At 62.7% G+C, this 16,610-nt stretch carries 16 protein-coding genes; 11 read left to right on the forward strand and 5 right to left on the reverse strand.

What is annotated here, in order from left to right; all coding sequences use genetic code 11:
- Nucleotides 1-307: 307 nt before the first annotated feature.
- The 5 genes from V1279_RS20190 to V1279_RS20210 all read left to right on the forward strand — a co-directional run bounded on the left by V1279_RS20190 (nt 308) and on the right by V1279_RS20210 (nt 5,388).
- Nucleotides 308-979 (forward strand): hypothetical protein, encoded by a 672-nt coding sequence (locus V1279_RS20190; RefSeq protein ID WP_334439239.1) that lies wholly within the window; start codon nt 308-310, stop codon nt 977-979.
- Nucleotides 980-1,028: 49 nt separating this feature from the next.
- Entirely contained in the window at nt 1,029-3,155 is a 2,127-nt protein-coding gene (locus tag V1279_RS20195) for an adenylate/guanylate cyclase domain-containing protein (protein ID WP_334446488.1), read from the forward strand.
- Nucleotides 3,156-3,295: 140 nt separating this feature from the next.
- On the forward strand, nt 3,296-4,075 hold the full coding sequence (locus V1279_RS20200; RefSeq protein WP_334439241.1) for an NAD kinase: 780 nt from the start codon (nt 3,296-3,298) through the stop codon (nt 4,073-4,075).
- 167 nt (nt 4,076-4,242) lie between these two features.
- Nucleotides 4,243-4,788 (forward strand): response regulator, encoded by a 546-nt coding sequence (locus V1279_RS20205; RefSeq protein ID WP_025590237.1) that lies wholly within the window; start codon nt 4,243-4,245, stop codon nt 4,786-4,788.
- 21 nt (nt 4,789-4,809) lie between these two features.
- Nucleotides 4,810-5,388, forward strand: a complete 579-nt coding sequence (locus V1279_RS20210) for an Hpt domain-containing protein (RefSeq protein WP_334439243.1) — start codon at nt 4,810-4,812, stop codon at nt 5,386-5,388.
- A gap of 173 nt (nt 5,389-5,561) precedes the next feature.
- Here V1279_RS20210 and V1279_RS20215 read toward each other — a convergent pair whose 3' ends face one another.
- A complete protein-coding gene (locus V1279_RS20215; protein WP_334439246.1) occupies nt 5,562-6,737 on the reverse strand; it encodes a DUF2336 domain-containing protein in 1,176 nt (391 codons plus the stop codon).
- 514 nt (nt 6,738-7,251) lie between these two features.
- Between V1279_RS20215 and V1279_RS20220 the strand changes: the two genes are divergently transcribed.
- A complete protein-coding gene (locus tag V1279_RS20220) occupies nt 7,252-7,692 on the forward strand; it encodes a hypothetical protein (RefSeq protein WP_334439248.1) in 441 nt (146 codons plus the stop codon).
- A gap of 405 nt (nt 7,693-8,097) precedes the next feature.
- Here the strand turns inward: V1279_RS20220 and V1279_RS20225 are convergent, their stop codons facing one another.
- The gene (locus V1279_RS20225; protein WP_334439251.1) at nt 8,098-9,159 is read right to left on the reverse strand and encodes a transglycosylase SLT domain-containing protein; all 1,062 of its coding nucleotides are present in this window, start codon (nt 9,157-9,159) and stop codon (nt 8,098-8,100) included.
- 273 nt (nt 9,160-9,432) lie between these two features.
- Between V1279_RS20225 and mddA the strand changes: the two genes are divergently transcribed.
- The 3 genes from mddA (at nt 9,433) to V1279_RS20240 (ending at nt 13,058) form a co-directional block, all read left to right on the forward strand.
- Nucleotides 9,433-10,218 carry a methanethiol S-methyltransferase gene (gene mddA, locus V1279_RS20230; RefSeq protein WP_334439256.1) on the forward strand — a complete coding sequence of 262 codons (786 nt, stop codon included), beginning with the start codon at nt 9,433-9,435 and terminating at the stop codon, nt 10,216-10,218.
- 100 nt (nt 10,219-10,318) lie between these two features.
- Nucleotides 10,319-10,936 (forward strand): TetR/AcrR family transcriptional regulator, encoded by a 618-nt coding sequence (locus V1279_RS20235; RefSeq protein ID WP_334439258.1) that lies wholly within the window; start codon nt 10,319-10,321, stop codon nt 10,934-10,936.
- 4 nt (nt 10,937-10,940) lie between these two features.
- Nucleotides 10,941-13,058, forward strand: coding sequence for an alpha/beta hydrolase (locus tag V1279_RS20240; protein ID WP_334439260.1), 2,118 nt, complete (start codon nt 10,941-10,943; stop codon nt 13,056-13,058).
- 27 nt (nt 13,059-13,085) lie between these two features.
- On the opposite strand, the gene hisI is transcribed toward V1279_RS20240, so the two are convergent.
- Together hisI and folE are read right to left on the reverse strand one after the other, a co-directional pair.
- Nucleotides 13,086-13,505, reverse strand: a complete 420-nt coding sequence (gene hisI, locus V1279_RS20245; RefSeq protein WP_334439262.1) for a phosphoribosyl-AMP cyclohydrolase — start codon at nt 13,503-13,505, stop codon at nt 13,086-13,088.
- A 27-nt stretch (nt 13,506-13,532) separates the two neighbouring features.
- Entirely contained in the window at nt 13,533-14,270 is a 738-nt protein-coding gene (gene folE / locus V1279_RS20250; RefSeq protein WP_334439264.1) for a GTP cyclohydrolase I FolE, read from the reverse strand.
- 233 nt (nt 14,271-14,503) lie between these two features.
- On the opposite strand from folE, the gene V1279_RS20255 reads away from it, so the two are divergent.
- Nucleotides 14,504-14,953 carry an iron-sulfur cluster assembly scaffold protein gene (locus V1279_RS20255; protein ID WP_334439267.1) on the forward strand — a complete coding sequence of 150 codons (450 nt, stop codon included), beginning with the start codon at nt 14,504-14,506 and terminating at the stop codon, nt 14,951-14,953.
- A 148-nt stretch (nt 14,954-15,101) separates the two neighbouring features.
- Here V1279_RS20255 and V1279_RS20260 read toward each other — a convergent pair whose 3' ends face one another.
- Nucleotides 15,102-16,019, reverse strand: a complete 918-nt coding sequence (locus V1279_RS20260; RefSeq protein WP_334439269.1) for a hypothetical protein — start codon at nt 16,017-16,019, stop codon at nt 15,102-15,104.
- A 237-nt stretch (nt 16,020-16,256) separates the two neighbouring features.
- On the opposite strand from V1279_RS20260, the gene yidD reads away from it, so the two are divergent.
- On the forward strand, nt 16,257-16,610 hold the full coding sequence (yidD, locus tag V1279_RS20265) for a membrane protein insertion efficiency factor YidD (protein WP_334439271.1): 354 nt from the start codon (nt 16,257-16,259) through the stop codon (nt 16,608-16,610).

The following is a 16,610-nucleotide window of genomic DNA, read 5'->3' on the forward strand; positions in this document are numbered from 1 at the left end:
TCCCTGCGCGCGCCCCGCGATCCAGCCGCGCGCCCTGCGGATTCTACCGTAAGACTGCGACAATGGGGCCGTGGTGCACAACAAGGAGAAATCCTTCCGAAAATCACAATCCCGACAGCATCACGTGAGAAAGCGGTCGGCACGTCCAATGGTTGTCCCCGTCGACCGTTAGGTGCTATCGGTCGGTTCTGCCGGCGTACCGGCCAAGTATCTTTCAAGTATCTTTCGAGTATTTTTGATCCGTCCATGAAACCATTTTGGCGCTGGCGCGACTAACGAACCTGCGCTTTTCAATGGGGTCCTAAAAATGAAACGTACGATTGCTCTCTGTCTCGGCCTGCTGGCGCTGGCTTCTCCGGCGGCCGCAGCTTCGCCGGTCGCGGTGGTCGAAGACATCAAGGGCAAGGTCACCGGCGCAGAATTCATGGACTATGTGACGCCCAAAGCGGTCATCAAGATCGGCGACGGCGGCTCCGTCATTCTCAGCTACCTGAAGTCATGCCGGCGCGAGACGATCAGCGGTGCCGGCACCGTCGTCGTCGGCACCGAGCAGAGCGCCGTTCACCTCGCCGAGGTCAAGGCCGAGACGACGAATTGCGATCCCAACCAGGCAAACGCGACGACGCGGGAGACCAGTGGCGTCGCCGCTACCGTGCTGCGCAGCGTCGACAACAGCAAATCGGCTTCCTTGCCGCAGCCGCAGCTCACCCTTTACGGCGCATCGCCGCTGGTGGAGGCCAAGGGCCGCGGCAAGCTGATCATTCGGCGCCTCGACGTGCCGGGCGAGCGTCAGGAGATCAATCTGGGCGGCACCCAGCTCAAGGGGCGCTTCCTCGATTTCGCCAGCGAGAACGTCGCCCTGGTTCCCGGCGGCCTCTACGCCGCTTCGTTCAAATCATCGCAGATCGTGTTCCGGGTGGATGCGCAGGCCAAACCCGGCGTAACGCCGATCGTCGGCCGGTTGCTGCGGATGGAATAGGCGTGACGGGCCATCCCGCTTGAGAATCAGGCGCAGCGCGCGCAACAGGATGGTGGTTGCCGCCATCGCGCTGGTCTGCGCGGCGGCTTCGGTTTCTCCGGCGGCCAGACCGGTCCGTGGGCTGTCCCTCGACATCCTCACCGCGTTGCGCTGGGAGGTATTCGGCCGCAGCAAGGATCCGGCCGCTTCGCCGGCGGTCGTCGTCGCGATCGACGAGGAAAGCCTGCGCACCGTCCCTTTCAAGGACGCGCCGATGCTGACCTGGACCGGCGAGATCGGCCGCGTGCTGTCAGCGACGCTCGAAGGCGGCGCCAAGGTCGCCGGCTTCGACGTGGTGATTCCGAACTCGCTCGAACAGTCCGAGATACCGTTTGGGGACGGCATGCTGGGCGAAAAGGTCCGCGGTTTCGACCGCGACTTTTTGCGTGCGCTTGCCGGCGCGTCCGCCAAGGGCAAGGTGGTGCTGGGCCAAGTTCTGGGCGACCGCTCGATCATGCCATCATCAGGACAGCGGATCGCGGTACGCCAGCAGCAGAATATCCGGCCGCTCAACGACCATACCGACAGCGACGACATCGTGCGCCGACTGCCGCTGAGCTTTGACATCAACGGCGCGAAAATGCCGACCATGGCGGTCGAGCTGGCGGCGCGGGCGCTGGGGACCGCGCCTCAATTCGACGAGCGCGGAAGGATGAAGCTTGCGGGATACCTGGTTCCGGGCCGGGTGCCGAACACGATGACGCTGAATTTCGAAGGCGGCGCCGACGACATCCCCACCTTCTCGTTTGCCGACCTGCGCGCCTGCGCCGTCAAGGACGACAAGGATTATTTCCGGCGCTGGTTCGACGGCAAGGTCGTCATCTTCGGTACCGTTCTCGATATTGAAGATCGCCGAATGACATCCAAGCGATTTGCGACCGGCATCGAAGGGGCGCGTTCGCCGCGCTGTGCGGCCGAGAGCATGCCGGTCACCGCAAAATCCAGGACCAGCACGATCGCCGGCGTCTATATCCACGCCACCGCGGTCAACAATCTGATCGCGCGCAACGCCACGATCGAAGTCGGACCGTTGCTGCGGTTGCTGATCGCGGCCCTGATTGCCACGCTTGCCGCGACTGCCGCCTGGCTGTTCAGGCCCGTCGTCGCAGCCCTTGCCTGGACGGTCATGATCGTGCTCGGCATTGCCGCCGCCACGATTGCCTTCAACTTCGCGCTGGCGCTGCCGATCGCCGAGCCGTTCCTGGCGAGCCTTTTGGCGCTCGCGGCCACGATCGGCTTCCGCTTCGTCGTCGCCGACAAGGACCGCCGCCTGCTGCAGAAAAGCTTTGCGCTCTACCTTGCCCCGCACGTCATCAACCGCATGCTGTCGTCGAACAAATTGCCGGAACTCGGCGGCGAAACCCGCAACGTGACGGTGTTCTTCTCCGACATCGAGGGATTTTCGCTGATCGCGGAAAAGATGTCGCCCGACAGCCTGATGGAGCTGATGAACGAGTATCTTTCGGCGATGACCGACGTCATCGAGCGTCACGGCGGATATGTCGACAAATATATCGGCGACTCCATCGTGGCGGTGTTCGGCGCGCCGGCCGACGATCCCGATCATGCCGCCAATGCGGCGCGCGCCGCGCTGGATTGCTGCACGCAACTGGCCGAACTCAACGCCTCCTCCGCCCTCTTCCAGGAATACAAGCTGGCGCAGCGGATCGGCATCAATTCCGGCGAGGCGCTGGTCGGAAATTTCGGATCGCGGCGGCGCTTCAACTACTCCGTGATGAGCGATGCCGTGAACCTGGCATCGCGGCTGGAGGGCGCCAACAAATTCTACGGCACCACCGTGATCGCTTCCGAAACCACCGTAGCCCTTACCGGCGAGGCCTTCGCCTGGCGCGAGCTCGACGCTATCAGGGTCAAGGGGCGAACCCAGGCACTGAAAATCTACCAATTGCTGGCGCTGTCGGCCGGGCTGACCGCCGCGCAGGAGACATTGATCGCCAATTATGCCGACGGGCTAGCGCAGTGGCGGGCCCGCGAATTCGAGCGCGCCGCGCAGTATTTCGGCCGTTCGGCCGACATCGACCGGCCAGCGTCGTTGTTTGCCGCGCGGGCCCGGGAATTGGCCCAAAACCCGCCGGGCGAGGACTGGGACCCGATCCGGACGTTGCAGGAAAAATGACGCTCCGATGACCAGCGGTTTACGTTACCGGCGCGAAAGGCCGGTTCGGCCATCTCGACAAGCCCCGGTAAGGTGTATAGACGAGCGCGGCGCAATCCGGCGCCACCCAATCCTGGCGTTACCCAAGAGTTCGTCGTCCGATGGCCACCCCCAAGCGATACGACCGGATTGCCTTTGTCGCGAGTGCTGGCACCGAGGCGCAGGCTGCGCTGGCGCAGCTCGTCAAGCTCTACGGCAGTCACGATGCCGACGACGCCGACGTCGTGGTGGCGCTCGGCGGCGACGGATTGATGCTGCAGACGCTGCATCGGCATATGCGCTCAGGCAAGCCGATCTACGGCATGCATCGCGGCACCGTCGGCTTCCTGATGAACGAGTTCACCACGCATGACCTGCATACGCGGCTGGCGGCGGCGCGGGAATCCCTGATCAATCCGCTCTTGATGCGCGCGACCGACGTGCACGGCGTAGTGCATCTGCATCACGCCATCAACGAAGTCGCGCTGTTTCGCCAAACCAACCAGGCCGCGCATCTGCGCATCCTGATCGACGAGCACGAGCGGATGGCGGAATTGATCGCCGACGGCATTCTGGTGGCGACGCCGGCCGGCTCCACCGCCTATAATCTCTCGGCACAGGGACCGATCCTGCCGATCAACGCCGCGCTGTTGGCGCTGACGCCGATCAGCGCGTTCCGCCCGCGCCGCTGGCGCGGCGCCCTGCTCCCGAACTCCGCTTTCGTGGTGATCGAGGTGCTGGAGGGCGAAAAGCGTCCGGTCGCGGCCGCCGCCGACCATGACGACGTGCGTGATGTCCGCCGCGTCGAGGTGCTGTCCGACAAGACGATCTCGATGCGGATGCTGTTCGACCCCGGTCACAGTCTCGAGGAACGCATCCTGCGCGAGCAGTTCGGATACTGACGCCCGCCCGGTGACCACCCGGTGATCTTGAACCGGGTTCCTAGCCGGAAAAAAGTGACGCCATAGCTATCCGCACGAGCCCGCCAGGCCGGCTTCGCAACCATTCCTTAACGAGCGCCGCGATATGGTTAACACCAGTATACCGTTTTGCTTGGCCGGGCCGGACCATGTATCGCATCGACTTCAACAAGCTGCGATTTCTGATTTGCGACGACAATCCGCACATGCGCCGCATCTTGCGGACGCTGCTGCATTCGTTCGGCGCGCGCGAGGCGTATGAGGCCGAGGACGGCGCCACTGCGCTGGAAATGTACAGCCACTACGTGCCCGATATCGTCATCACCGACTGGTCGATGCCGATCTTCGACGGTCTCGAGCTGGCGCAGATGATCCGTCAGCCGGAATCGAAGGGCAATCCCTACGCGCCGATCATCATGCTGACCGGGCATTCGGAGAAACGCCGCGTGACCGTCGCACGCGATGCCGGCGTCACCGAATTTTTGGCGAAGCCAATTTCGGCCAAGGGCCTCTACCAGCGCATTCTCAATGTCGTCGCCAACCCGCGCCCCTTCATCAAGACCAAGACCTATTTCGGCCCCGACCGCCGGCGCAATACCAACAACGCTTATATCGGCCCCGAGCGCCGCGTTGGTGGCGAGGTGGAAGTCATGCAACAGCCGTCGCTGCTCGACAAGGCGCGTTCGGCCGTCTAGCGCCGGCCTGGAGAGACCATCATGACGAAACAAAAGCCCGGGACGATACAGGTCAAGTCGTTTGGCGATCACCACGTGATCACGCAGCCCAATCCCCTGCGCAAGGTATTGCTGCGCGTTCCCGAATCCGACCTCGACGATCCCGTCGGGCGCGCGGAAAAGGCGCTCGCTGGACTGTCCGGCGAGTTCAAGAACTGGATGACGATCGAGGTCGACCGGCTCTCGGCGGCGCATGCGGCCGTTCTCCGCAACGGCTTCACCACCGACAACCGCGAAGAGCTGTTTCGCGCCGCCCATGACATCAAGGGCGACGCCGCCACGTTCGGCTTTCCGTCCGCGGGAGCTGCCGCAGAAAGCCTTTGCCGCATCATCGAACACGCGCCCGACCTCGATCTGGTCCCGCCGGACCTGATCACCCACCACATCAACGCCATTCAGGCAATCGTGCGCGAACGCACCAAGCTCGACACCGCCACGATGGCCAGCGCGCTCAGCAAGCAGCTCCGCGGGGTCGCGGACGAATTCCTGCTCAAGGTCAACCGCGACCGCCCCGAACATCTCGAAGCGATCCTGGCGCCGAGCATCGTTCCGGCGGAGTAAGCTTCGCCGCTCTCTCGTTGTCGTCCCTGCGAACGCAGGGACCCATAACCACAGTTGTTCGTGGTTGAGCGAAAGCCGCCGACCAGCATTTTTCAATGGATAAGCCGTGGCGTATGGGTCCCTGCGTTCGCATGCGTTCGCAGGGACGACAGCCGATGTGTTGCAACGGCCGCTTACGCCGCGATCAGATCGCGCTCGGGCGGCACGTGCGCTTCGTCGGCGACCAGTTCCTCGCAGAACATGCGGGCTTCTTCGCGCGCGGACTCGGTCGCGAAGCGCCGGAGCAGGATCAACAGCGGCTCGGCGGCCTTGCGGTCGGTCGCGCAATGGGTCAGCACGCGCTCGACCATGCGGCGGCGCAGTCTCGCCGCTCCGCCGATCGTATCGACATAGCCGGTTTCATGGCTGACCTCGAGCGCCACACGAAACGCCGCGAAGGTCGATTCGGGAAGGCCTGCGCGGATCAAGAGCGCCTGCAGACTGGCGCCGCCGCGGTCGTGCAGCAGCGCCGTCACGCGGGCCGGCGGCAGATCGGCCAGTTCGGCGAGCGCGGAATCGAACAGCTCGATATTGCCCGACAGCAACGCGCGCAGAATCAGACCTGCGGTCAATTGCCCGGTGGCGCGCAGGTGCCGAACCAGGCCCTGCATGTCCTCGCCGCGCGAACGCGCCGCGATGTTCACGGCCGAGCGCTCGCGCGCTTCGCTCGCAAGCCGCCCTGCCCGGTCGGCGCTCAGCCAGTTACGCGCGACGACGAACTGCGCCAGCGTATCGGAGAGCTTGGCGACCAGCGCGACGCGCGTGGCGGCGGGAAGACCTTCGAGCACCAGCATCGATTCCCTGATAGCGGCGAGATGGCCGTGACGTTCGACGATGCGGTCCCAGGAAAACGGCGCCAGCTCGGCGTAGGCGTTTTCGATCAGTTCGAGCGCTGCGGCCGCCGAGCCGACTTCGGCAATCGCGGCGGAGACCGAGGGCGGCAGGTTGATGCGGCGCGCAATGGCGCATTGCATGTCGCTGTTGCCGGTCGCGACGATGTCGACGAGGTCTGCATCGATCAGAAGCGGTGAATGTTCGAGCACCGGCAGCGCGATCGAGGGCTGGTCGAGCGAGAGCGCCTGTACGATCGCAGCCGGCGCGTCCGAGCTGCGCGAAAATACTTCCGCCATGGCCTGGCGGACCAGCGGCGATGGATCGTCGAGCAGCATCAGCAGCGCGCCCTCGGCGGCGATGCGATCGTCCTCGGTGAGATCTGAAATCAACCAGGCCCGCGCCAAAGCCCGCGTCGCCTCTGCCCGCTCGCCTGCCGGAGCGGTACGAATCCAACTGATGAACTGCCGAACGATCATGGTCCTGGCTACGCAACGTGAGACGACACCGTGACGCGGTGCCACTATTAGAAAAAATAAACCATGACGCTTAACAAAGGGTTCACCATAAACGGCTGGTTTTATTGACGTTTTGTTAACGGTGCGAAGCCGGACTCTCTACTCCTCATCCTGAGGAGCGCGGAACGCGCGTCTCGAATGAAGGCCCGGATGGGGCCACATGGTTCGAGACGGCTAACGTGCCTCCTCACCGTGAGGGTCAGCGGCCGAACATGCCGCTGCAATGCTAGTCACACGCTTTATTTGAAGGTTCGAAATCCTGTCGGGCGTCCAGGTGCCTTGCGGAACCGGTAGTGCTCTGGAAACTTCCGCTTTCGGGGCGAAGCGCACATGGGTTGATCTGCTGTCGGCTCAACCCGGTTGCGACACCCCCCTTCCCGCACTCATCGGGTGAAATGACTTCCGTTGTTGGCGCCGCAATAGCAACGGCCTAACCTCGCAGGCATCCAGCGTATCAAGGAAGGACACTGTGGTGATGTCGCGCTCGCTGAAAACAGGCAATCTTACCGGGTCTGTACTTGTGGTCATGGACCCTAACTATGGAGAACGGCTCCGGCAGATGTGGCAGTCCGGAAGGCCTGCGTGGATTGCGATGAGTCCAATAAACGAGCCGACGGTTCGTTCGTTGTGGACCTCTCATCCGGACACCGATTACTTGACCGGGATTACCGCGTTCAACTTTGATCCTGATGCGCTTCCGGAGAACAGCTTCTTAAACTATCTGGGTACAATCGACCTTCATCATGGTCCCTACTCAAGCGAGACCTCCTACACGGCTCTCGAGGTGATTGGAGCGCGACTAGCAATCGATGTGCGGGAGGCTCTGGGTGAACTAGGGTTCGATGAATTCGTCGAACACCCGGATGGGTTCAGCGCCCGACGCAGCACGGAAGAAGCCGCGAAGGTGCGCGGTTAGCCTGAAGTTTTCGGTCGGAATACGCGAAAGGTGAATCTCTTGAGTCACTTGAGGCGCAATTCGCTTTCGAAAAGTGTCCATGTGATTGGCCACGCCGATGTTCACAAATCATCGAACTTGTGATTCGATTCGGATCTCGGCCGCGGCGAGCTACGTGTCCAGTAGCGAAAAAGGCGATCATCGAGAAACGAGAGTCGGATCAGGCGATTGCTCGCCTCGCCAGCGCAAACTTCGGGTTAGCCTGCCATCGATTTTGCTCGCCCTTTCCGACGAAGTGATCGGATAGTGGGCCATGTCCGTTCATGGCACATCGCGAAATTTTGCTGCAACGCAAAGCTCGGTCGCTGTCGGGTAAGGCGGACATAGACCAAACCGCATTCCATTCAATTTGGCTGAGGCTACCGGCTAGCTGCTAAACGTGCCGCTGCGGTCGCTGAAGAGATCGAGCCGGCCAGGTGCGCGGACTTCGGGCTTGTGTCCCGACAATACAGTGCTCGCTGAGGCAACTGAGGTTACTGACGCAACCGAGGTTGTTGGCGCAACCGAGGTCAGCGACGAATTACTGCCCCACAATTCCTGCACCGCCGGCGAGATCGGCTGCGTGCGTTCGCCGGCCTGGAATAGCGAGCGGAAGATCGGCTCCGATGACGCAGCGGCAGTCTGCGACGTTGCCGCAACCGGCGTCACCGCGCGCTGATCCGGGAAGCTCGAGAGATAGGCGGCGTTGTCGATCGCCGTCGTCGCCGGCGCGGCGCTCGCGACGTTGATGCGCCTCGGCAGATCGCCGCCGACAGCCGCCATCGCCGTGCGCGTCACCGGCGAGTTGGCGGCGGCCGCGTAGCGCGTGCTCAGTACCGAATAGACCTGCGAGACGCTGCGTGCCTGCCCCGAGCGATCATAGAAGATCGACTGGTTGGCCGCCGCCGCGTTCGGAAACATCCGCGCGGCGGACACATTCGGATTGTCCTCGGCGTTCTGGATCAGCTTGCCGGCGCCGCCGACGCCCATGAAATGCGCCATATAGAGTTCGGCGTCGGTCGGGCGGCGGCCGATCTTGCCGGTCAATTTGAAACTGTTGGACTGGGTCAGCACCGCCGCCATCGACGAGGCGGCATCCGGATCGTTGCGCAGCTTCATGATCGCCGCGCGCGCATCGGGATCGCTGACTGAATAGCTGCCGGATGGATTTCGGGTGATGGCGTCGGCATATTTGCCGTAGCCGAGATGGGCGCCCGCTTCCTTCACGGTGCCGAGCCAGGTCTGGTCGATGAATTGAAACAGCCCGCGCGCCGACGAGGTAGCGGCGGCCGCCTTCGGGTTGAAATTCGATTCCATCTTCGCGGTGGCGAGCAGATATTCGAAGCTGGCGCCGGTGGTCGAGGCAGCCTGCCTGATCGAACCCGCGATCTTCACGCGCGTGGGATCGACACCTGCCGCAGCCATGGCGCTTGTTGTGTCGACCGACATGTTTCTGGTGCCCCGCTCCTCGCGAAACGACCGCGCGGCCTCTCAAGGCCCTGGCAATCAGCGCCTATCCGGGTCGAGACTGCCGCAATTATGGTTAATGGTGAGTTAAAATGCCGCACTTCCAGCATGAAACAGGATGAACATTTCGGTCGTTCGACCGACTGATATATGATGACGACATTTTGGTCGGCTCGCAAACGAGGAGAAATCCGGGAACCGCAACCGTCACCACGGACAGCGCATGGGGCTTTCGTTCCCAGAGAGGATCAAGACATGACAGAGCATGCACTCCACTCTTCTTCCGCAAAGAGCATAACCGGCGGCTTGATGGCCGTGCTGTACGGCACGCTCACTTACGTGCTGTTCCTCGGTACATTTCTCTATGCGATAGCCTTTGTGGCCAACTTGCCGGTCCCGAAGACCATTGACAGCGGCCCCTCCGGACCACTCGTTCCCTCACTGCTCATCAACGTTCTCCTGCTTGGCGTGTTTGCAATCCAGCACAGCGTGATGGCGCGTCCCGCGTTCAAGCGCTGGTGGACAAGAATCGTACTGCCATCGGTCGAGCGTACGACCTACGTGCTGCTTGCCAGCCTCGCATTGCTCCTGCTCTACTGGCAATGGCGGCCGATGACAGGCATCATCTGGTCGGCGAGCGATCCGGTTGCGGCAATTGTCCTTCAGACGATTTCCTGGATCGGCTGGACGGTGGTGCTCGCCAGCACCTTCATGATCAACCATTTCGAGCTGTTCGGCTTGCGTCAGGTGCTGGCGCGTCTTCTCGGGCGCGAGTTGCCTCCGGCCGAGTTCAAAACGCAGATGCTTTACAAGGTCGTTCGGCATCCGCTCTATCTCGGCTTCTTGCTTGCGTTCTGGGCGACGCCGACGATGACGGTCGGTCATCTGGTGTTCGCCATCGCCACCACCGGCTACATCCTGATCGGCATATGGCTGGAGGAGCGCGACCTGATCGCGCTGTTCGGCGACCAGTACCGGCGCTACCGGCAGCAGGTATCCATGCTGATTCCGCTGCCACGACATAAGGCGAAGGTGGGGTGACATGCATTCGGTTGTTTCATGGTGCCCGGCTGCGCCGGGCACTATTTCGACCGGATTTCATGTAGCGTCTTGGCGTACTTTCATCGCATCACGAGGCACCATGGCGCGCGCGGCAGTGAAGAAGATTGAGACCAGCACCAGCTTGCTCGAAGCTGCCAAGAAGGTGTTGCGTCGCTCCGGCTATGCCGGACTGTCGACCCGTGAAGTCGCTGCAGAGGCGGCCATGCCCTTGAGCCAGATTCATTATCACTTCGGCTCCAAGCAGAACCTGGTCCTCCAGCTGTTCGAATATCTCAATGCCCAACTTCTGGACCGGCAGAACAGATTGTTCGGAGACCCATCCCTAAAACTGTCCGAGCAGTGGGACCGCGCCTGCGACTACCTGGATGAGGACATTGCCTCAGGCTACGTGCGGGTGCTGCAGGAGCTGATCGCCGTGAGCTGGCATGACGCGGAAGTAGCCAAGGTGATCCGCGCCGGCATCATGGGTTGGGTCGATCTGATCGTGGGCCTGGCCAAAGCCGCTGAACAGAAGATCGGCCCGCTCGGCCCCTTCTCGGCGGAGGAAGTCGGCGCGATCGCCGCCTGCAGCTTCATCGGAGGCGAAAGCCTGTTCCTGCTCGGCCTGGAAAAGAAGGGCTCGCCGATACGGGCGTCGCTTCGTCGCGTCGGCGACCTCATCCGGATTGCAGAAGGATCCTCACCAGACAAGAGGTGATGCCATGCGGGCAAAATTGCCTGATAGCGCAGGTTTCGTTACCCGCGGAGGCGTGAATCTCGCTTACGAAATCTATGGCGACGCGCCTGATACCATTCTGTTCATCCCACCCTGGAGCATCGTCCACTCCCGAATCTACAAGGCGCAGCTACCCTACTTCAGCGAGCGCTTCCGCTGCGTCACCTATGACGGCCGAGGCAATGGCAAATCCGATCGACCGGACGATGTTGCCGCCTACACGCTGGACAATTATCTGGCCGACGCCCTCGCCGTGATGGATGCGCTCGACGTCGGCCAGGCGATCCTGGTCGGGCTCTCGTTCGGCGGCCTGCTCGCCTCCGTTCTGGCGGCGCATCATCCCGAGCGCGTCAGGGCAGCGATCCTTGCCGGTACGGTCTCGACTATCGGACCTGCACATTACGAGAGGTTGGCCGCCTCGCACTTTTCGGCAAAGCACGAGAGTTACGAAGGCTGGGACAAGTTCAACCGAGATTACTGGCTGAAGAATTATCCCGACTTCGCGGAGTTCTTCATTCGCAACATCTGCAGCGAGCCGCATTCGACCAAGCAGATCGAGGATGGAATCGGCTGGGCCGCCGAGACCAGCGGGCCGACGCTGATCAAAACGGTGGAAGCACGCAGCATTCTTCCCGGGTTCGACGTCGGCGAGGAGATGTACCGCAAGATTCGCTGTCCGGTGCTGTTCATCCACGGCGACAACGATCAGATCCAGCCTTGCGAGCGCGCGGAGGCCGCGCACGCCGCGGTGAGCGGCTCGGAGTTCGTCACGATCATCGGCGGTGGCCATAACCCTCTCGGGCGGTACCCTGCAAAGGCGAACACCCTGATCAACGACTTTATCGATCGACGGCTGGGCATCATCGCACCCGCGCGTGCGCCTCTGCCACGCACGACACGCGAGAAGCGCGCCCTCTATCTTTCGTCTCCGATCGGTCTCGGCCATGGCCGCCGCGACATCGCTGTCGCGCGCGAGCTGCGAAAGCTCCATCCTGACCTGAAAGTGGACTGGCTGGCACAGGACCCCGTCACACGCCTGCTCGAATCCAACAACGAACATGTCCATCCGCTTAGCGCCCGCCTTGCCAGCGAAACGCGGCATATCGAGCTCGAAAGCGGCGAGCATGAGTTGCACTGCTTTCAGGCGCTACGCCGCATGGATGAAGTGCTGATCAAGAACTTCATGATCTTCCAGGACGCCGTCGAGCAAGGCGCCTACGACATCGTGATCGCGGACGAAGCCTGGGACATCGACCACTACTGGCACGAGCACCCCGAATTGAAGAAGGCAAAGCTCGCCTGGTTGACCGATTTCGTCGGCTACGTACCGATGCCGGCCGGCGGCGAACAAGAAGCGCTGCTGACGGCCGACTACAACGCGGAGATGATCGAGCACGTCGTGCAACACCCGGGCGTGCGCGATCGCTCGATTTTCGTCGGCACGCCCGAAGACATCGTGCCGCTGTCGTTCGGCGCAGATCTACCTCTGATGCGCGACTGGATACCGAAGCATTTCGATTTTGCCGGCTACGTTATCGGCGAGCATCCCCAGGGCTTCGGCAGCCGGGAATCGCTTCGCGAAAGGCTGGGTTACCGCGACGACGAGCGGATTTGCATTGTCACCGTCGGCGGCTCGGGCATCGGTGCGCACCTCATACGGCGTATCCTCCAGGCTTATCCCATCGTAAAGGCGAAGCTTCCGGAGCTGCGCATGGTCGTGGTCGCCGGCCCGCGCATCGATGCGGCGTCACTGGCAGCACCTGCGGGCGTCGAGGTACGGGCTTTCGTCGCCAATCTCGATCGCCATCTCGCAGCCTGCGATCTTGCCTTGGTGCAAGGCGGGCTCACCACCTGCATGGAACTTGCTGCCGCCGGCACGCCGTTCGTCTATTTTCCGCTGCGAAATCATTTTGAGCAGACCTTTCACGTCGCTCATCGCCTTCGCCGCTACGGCGCAGGCATTCAAAGGGATTTCGCCGCCTCCACGCCGGACATGATTGCCGATGCGATGATGCTGGCTTTATCGAGGTCGGGTAAGCCGAATCCAGTCGAGGCCGATGGGGCGAGACGTGCAGCGCGCATGATCGCCGAGCTGCTGGCATAGCCAAGCTTTCGGCCAGACAATCCCGAGCTATTCGCGGTAAACCGCCTTTGGATCGAACAGCTTGTCCGCATCGACGAATGACAATCGCGCACCACCATCGACCTTGCGGTAGAAGCAGGACCGCCGGCCGGTGTGACAGGCGGCGCCGATCTGCTCTACCCTGATCCAGACCGCGTCCTGGTCGCAATCCAGGCGCATCTCGACCACGCGCTGGGTCTGACCCGACGTCTCACCTTTTCGCCACAACGCATTGCGCGAACGGCTGAAGTACCAGGCCTCGCCGCTCGCGATCGTCTTGCGCAGCGCCTCGTCATTCATGTGCGCAACCATCAGCACGTCGCCGGTGGCGGCATCGGTCGCGACACAGGTCACGAGCCCGGACGCGTCGAATTTGGGCTGGAAATCCAGCCCTTCTTCGCGGTCATGGTCATGTTTTGAAGCGGACACGGCTGGCCTCGCAAACTTCAAGCGAGGTTACCGGCTCGGTCCTCGCGCCAGGGACAGGAAACGCTGCTGCTCCGCCGGATTGTCGCGGAACATGCCGGTGAACCGGCTGGTGAACGTCATCGCGCCATGCTTGGCGACACCGCGCACCGACATGCAGGTATGCTCCGCCTCGATCAGCACGGCAACGCCGCGAGGTTTCAAGACCTCGTCGATCGCGGCAGCGATCTGGGCCGTGAGGTGCTCCTGGGTCTGCAGGCGGCGGGCGAAGATATCGGTGAGCCGCGCCAGCTTCGACAATCCCACCACCCGCTCGACCGGCGTATAGGCGATATGCGCCCGGCCGTAGAACGGCATCATGTGGTGCTCGCATTGCGAGGTGAATTCGATATCGCGAACCAGAACGAAATCGTCATAGCCGGCGGTTTCGCCGAAGGTGCGGTCCAGAACCTCGGCCGGGCACTGGTGGTAGCCCTGATAGAGTTCGTCGAAGGCCTCGACCACCCGGCGCGGCGTATCCAGCAAGCCTTCGCGGCCGGGGTTTTCGCCGATATAGCTGAGCAACGTGTGCACGGCGTGTTCCGCCTCCGCGCGCGAGGGGCGCGGCAGGTCGGCGCGGACGGCGGCGGCCAGGAACTCGGCCGGGTCGAGCTCGGCCGGGCGGGTTTCCGGGGCCACATCGGGCGATTTCACTTCGGAAGGCTTCAAATCGGAAGGCTTGATTTCAGGAGCCTTGCCGGGGCGGAGGGATTTGATCAATGCGTCCATGTCTTCTCCGTTCGACCGGCCCACAAAGACCGGAGTGTCACCGGGCAGACGGGGCGGTATTGCCGCCGGGCGCCTGAGTCCCATCCACAAAACGCCGGCGGCCGAACTGGTTTCCATGTCGGGCCGCCTTCGGCAAACGGCCGGACTGTTTTTCCGCCGTTCCTGTCCATATATAGGACGATGAAACCCAGCCGCCAAGGGCGCTCGGACCGCCGCCCGGGACACCGAATCTCATGCTGAACGACATCTACAACAAGCGGATCATCGAACTGGCGGGCAATATCCCCCGCCTCGGCCGCCTCCCCGACCCCCACGCCAGCGCCACCGCCCACTCCAAGCTGTGCGGATCGACCGTCAAGGTCGATCTCAAGATGGATGGGCCCGTGGTCACCGACTTCGCCCACGACGTGAAGGCCTGCGCGCTCGGCCAAGCCTCCTCCTCGATCATGGCAAGCCATGTGGTCGGCTCGACGGCTGGCGAGTTACGTGAGTTGCGAGAAACCGTGCGCAAGATGTTGAAGGAAAACGGCGGTCCCCCACAAGGCAAGTGGGCCGACATCGCCCTGCTCGAACCGGTGCGCGACTACAAGGCCCGCCACGCCTCGACCATGCTGACGTTCGACGCCGTGGTCGACGCCATCGGCCAGATCGAGACCAGAGCGAAGCAGACGGCGTCGGCCTAAGGGGTAAGTCCTCGCCCAACGCAATACTGTCATGCCCGCGAAGGCGGGCATCCAGTACGCCGGGAATTCTCGATCGATCGCGGACGTCTCTGGAAATACTGGGCGCCCGGTCAAGCTGGGCGATGACACCGTCGGTGACGGGTAGAGCCTACTTCTGCTGCGGCTGGGCCGGCGCGGTGGCAGAGCCGGTCGGAGCCGCGGCGTCGGCGGTCTTGGTCGACCTGCCCGCCTGCGGTTGGGCGTCGCCCCCGACGGTGGAACTGACGAAGCGGTCCTGCGGCTTGGCAGGCTTCGCCTCGGCCATCGGCACCGTTGCATTGTCCTGCAGGAACACGTCGGCTACCGCATCGGTCGTAACCAGATTGGCCAGGCGCAATTCATCGCGCGATAATTTGTGCAGATCTTCCCACGGCGGGACGCTGAGCGCGAGCGACAGCAAGTCGCCGGTGCCGCCCATGTCGAAGGTGTATTTAGCAAGCCGGCCGATGTCGCGTTCCACGATCATCAGATCCTGCGCGGTGTAGCTCGCGGCCTTGGCGTCGTCGGCGCGATCGCCCATCCAGATCTGGTGGACGCGGACATGCGCGACAGGCGGCACGTAGCGCGTCTTGCCCGATAGCAGCAGGAACACGCACATCGACTCGCAATAGGCTTCCGGCGTCACGCTCGCGCGTTCGCCATGTGGCGTCTGCGTGCGTACGGTGGCGCCGACCGTGGTCAGTGCGCCGAGACTGCGGAACTTGCGGCCAAGCGCGATGGAATCGTTGACCGAGCCGCCGCTGGAATCCAGCACGATGGTCGCGCCGGCAAGCTGACGACCCTTGGCGAATTCGTCGAACTCCCTCGGACTATCCGATGTGACGATGCCGACGGCCGAGACCCAGCCCCTGCAATCCGGCTGGCACGCATTCCACTTGAAATGCATCGGCTGCTTGCGTGCTTCGAGGGTGCCGCCGGCGTGCGCCGAGTTGTCCAGCGTCGCGATCGCGCCCGGCAATGCGAGACAGAAGGCGGTGGCGCCGAGGAGCGCCCAGCCGCGAAATTTCAGCGACGTCACAAACCTCAATTTGGTTCCTTCCCCCAAGCCCCGTCCACGAATCGCGGCAATGGCTCCGGTTTTAGCGCAAGATGATGCTGTCATCGATCCGTATCAAAACGGTAACTGTGCTGTCCTGTGTCGTCCATAATACCTTCGCTTGCTGCGCCACTTCGCAGTGCGATAATTGTGAACTGTGGCGTAAATATCTACACCGCTTAAGTTCCTTGCTTGGGAACACCCGCAGAACTACGTACATAGTTCGGCATGGCGCCCGCAGATCGTTCATCGTCACTTCGAAAACAATGCACGGATTGTGCCAGCACGGCCCGTCGTCTGCCGCGAAATGCGGGACGCGCGCTGATCTGGATCTACCGGCACACGCTGTCGCTGCTGGTCGGCTACAACTGCCGGCATTTGCCGACATGTTCGGTGTATGGCGACGAAGCGATCGAACGCTTCGGCCTATGGGGCGGCGGCTGGATGACGCTGGCGCGGATCCTGCGCTGCCAACCTTGGGGCACGTCCGGCATCGACAACGTGCCGCTCACAACACCTCCGGGTGCGTGCTGGTATTTGCCGTGGCGCTACGGGCGCTGGCGCGGTGTCAACAGCTCGTGA

It is taken from the genome of Bradyrhizobium sp. AZCC 1610, from assembly GCF_036924515.1.
Classification (GTDB): Bacteria; Pseudomonadota; Alphaproteobacteria; order Rhizobiales; family Xanthobacteraceae; genus Bradyrhizobium.

Excerpts from the sequence above, each read along its gene's own strand:
- V1279_RS20200 (WP_334439241.1), top strand. The coding sequence starts at position 3,296 with ATGGCCACCCCCAAGCGATACGACCGGATTGCCTTTGTCGCGAGTGCT.
- V1279_RS20255 (WP_334439267.1), top strand. The coding sequence starts at position 14,504 with ATGCTGAACGACATCTACAACAAGCGGATCATCGAACTGGCGGGCAAT.
- V1279_RS20190 (WP_334439239.1), top strand. The coding sequence starts at position 308 with ATGAAACGTACGATTGCTCTCTGTCTCGGCCTGCTGGCGCTGGCTTCT.
- V1279_RS20195 (WP_334446488.1), top strand. The coding sequence starts at position 1,029 with ATGGTGGTTGCCGCCATCGCGCTGGTCTGCGCGGCGGCTTCGGTTTCT.
- mddA (WP_334439256.1), top strand. The coding sequence starts at position 9,433 with ATGACAGAGCATGCACTCCACTCTTCTTCCGCAAAGAGCATAACCGGC.
- V1279_RS20205 (WP_025590237.1), top strand. The coding sequence starts at position 4,243 with ATGTATCGCATCGACTTCAACAAGCTGCGATTTCTGATTTGCGACGAC.
- V1279_RS20210 (WP_334439243.1), top strand. The coding sequence starts at position 4,810 with ATGACGAAACAAAAGCCCGGGACGATACAGGTCAAGTCGTTTGGCGAT.
- V1279_RS20225 (WP_334439251.1), bottom strand. The coding sequence starts at position 9,159 with ATGTCGGTCGACACAACAAGCGCCATGGCTGCGGCAGGTGTCGATCCC.
- V1279_RS20215 (WP_334439246.1), bottom strand. The coding sequence starts at position 6,737 with ATGATCGTTCGGCAGTTCATCAGTTGGATTCGTACCGCTCCGGCAGGC.
- V1279_RS20235 (WP_334439258.1), top strand. The coding sequence starts at position 10,319 with ATGGCGCGCGCGGCAGTGAAGAAGATTGAGACCAGCACCAGCTTGCTC.
- folE (WP_334439264.1), bottom strand. The coding sequence starts at position 14,270 with ATGGACGCATTGATCAAATCCCTCCGCCCCGGCAAGGCTCCTGAAATC.
- V1279_RS20220 (WP_334439248.1), top strand. The coding sequence starts at position 7,252 with ATGTCGCGCTCGCTGAAAACAGGCAATCTTACCGGGTCTGTACTTGTG.
- yidD (WP_334439271.1), top strand. The coding sequence starts at position 16,257 with ATGGCGCCCGCAGATCGTTCATCGTCACTTCGAAAACAATGCACGGAT.
- V1279_RS20240 (WP_334439260.1), top strand. The coding sequence starts at position 10,941 with ATGCGGGCAAAATTGCCTGATAGCGCAGGTTTCGTTACCCGCGGAGGC.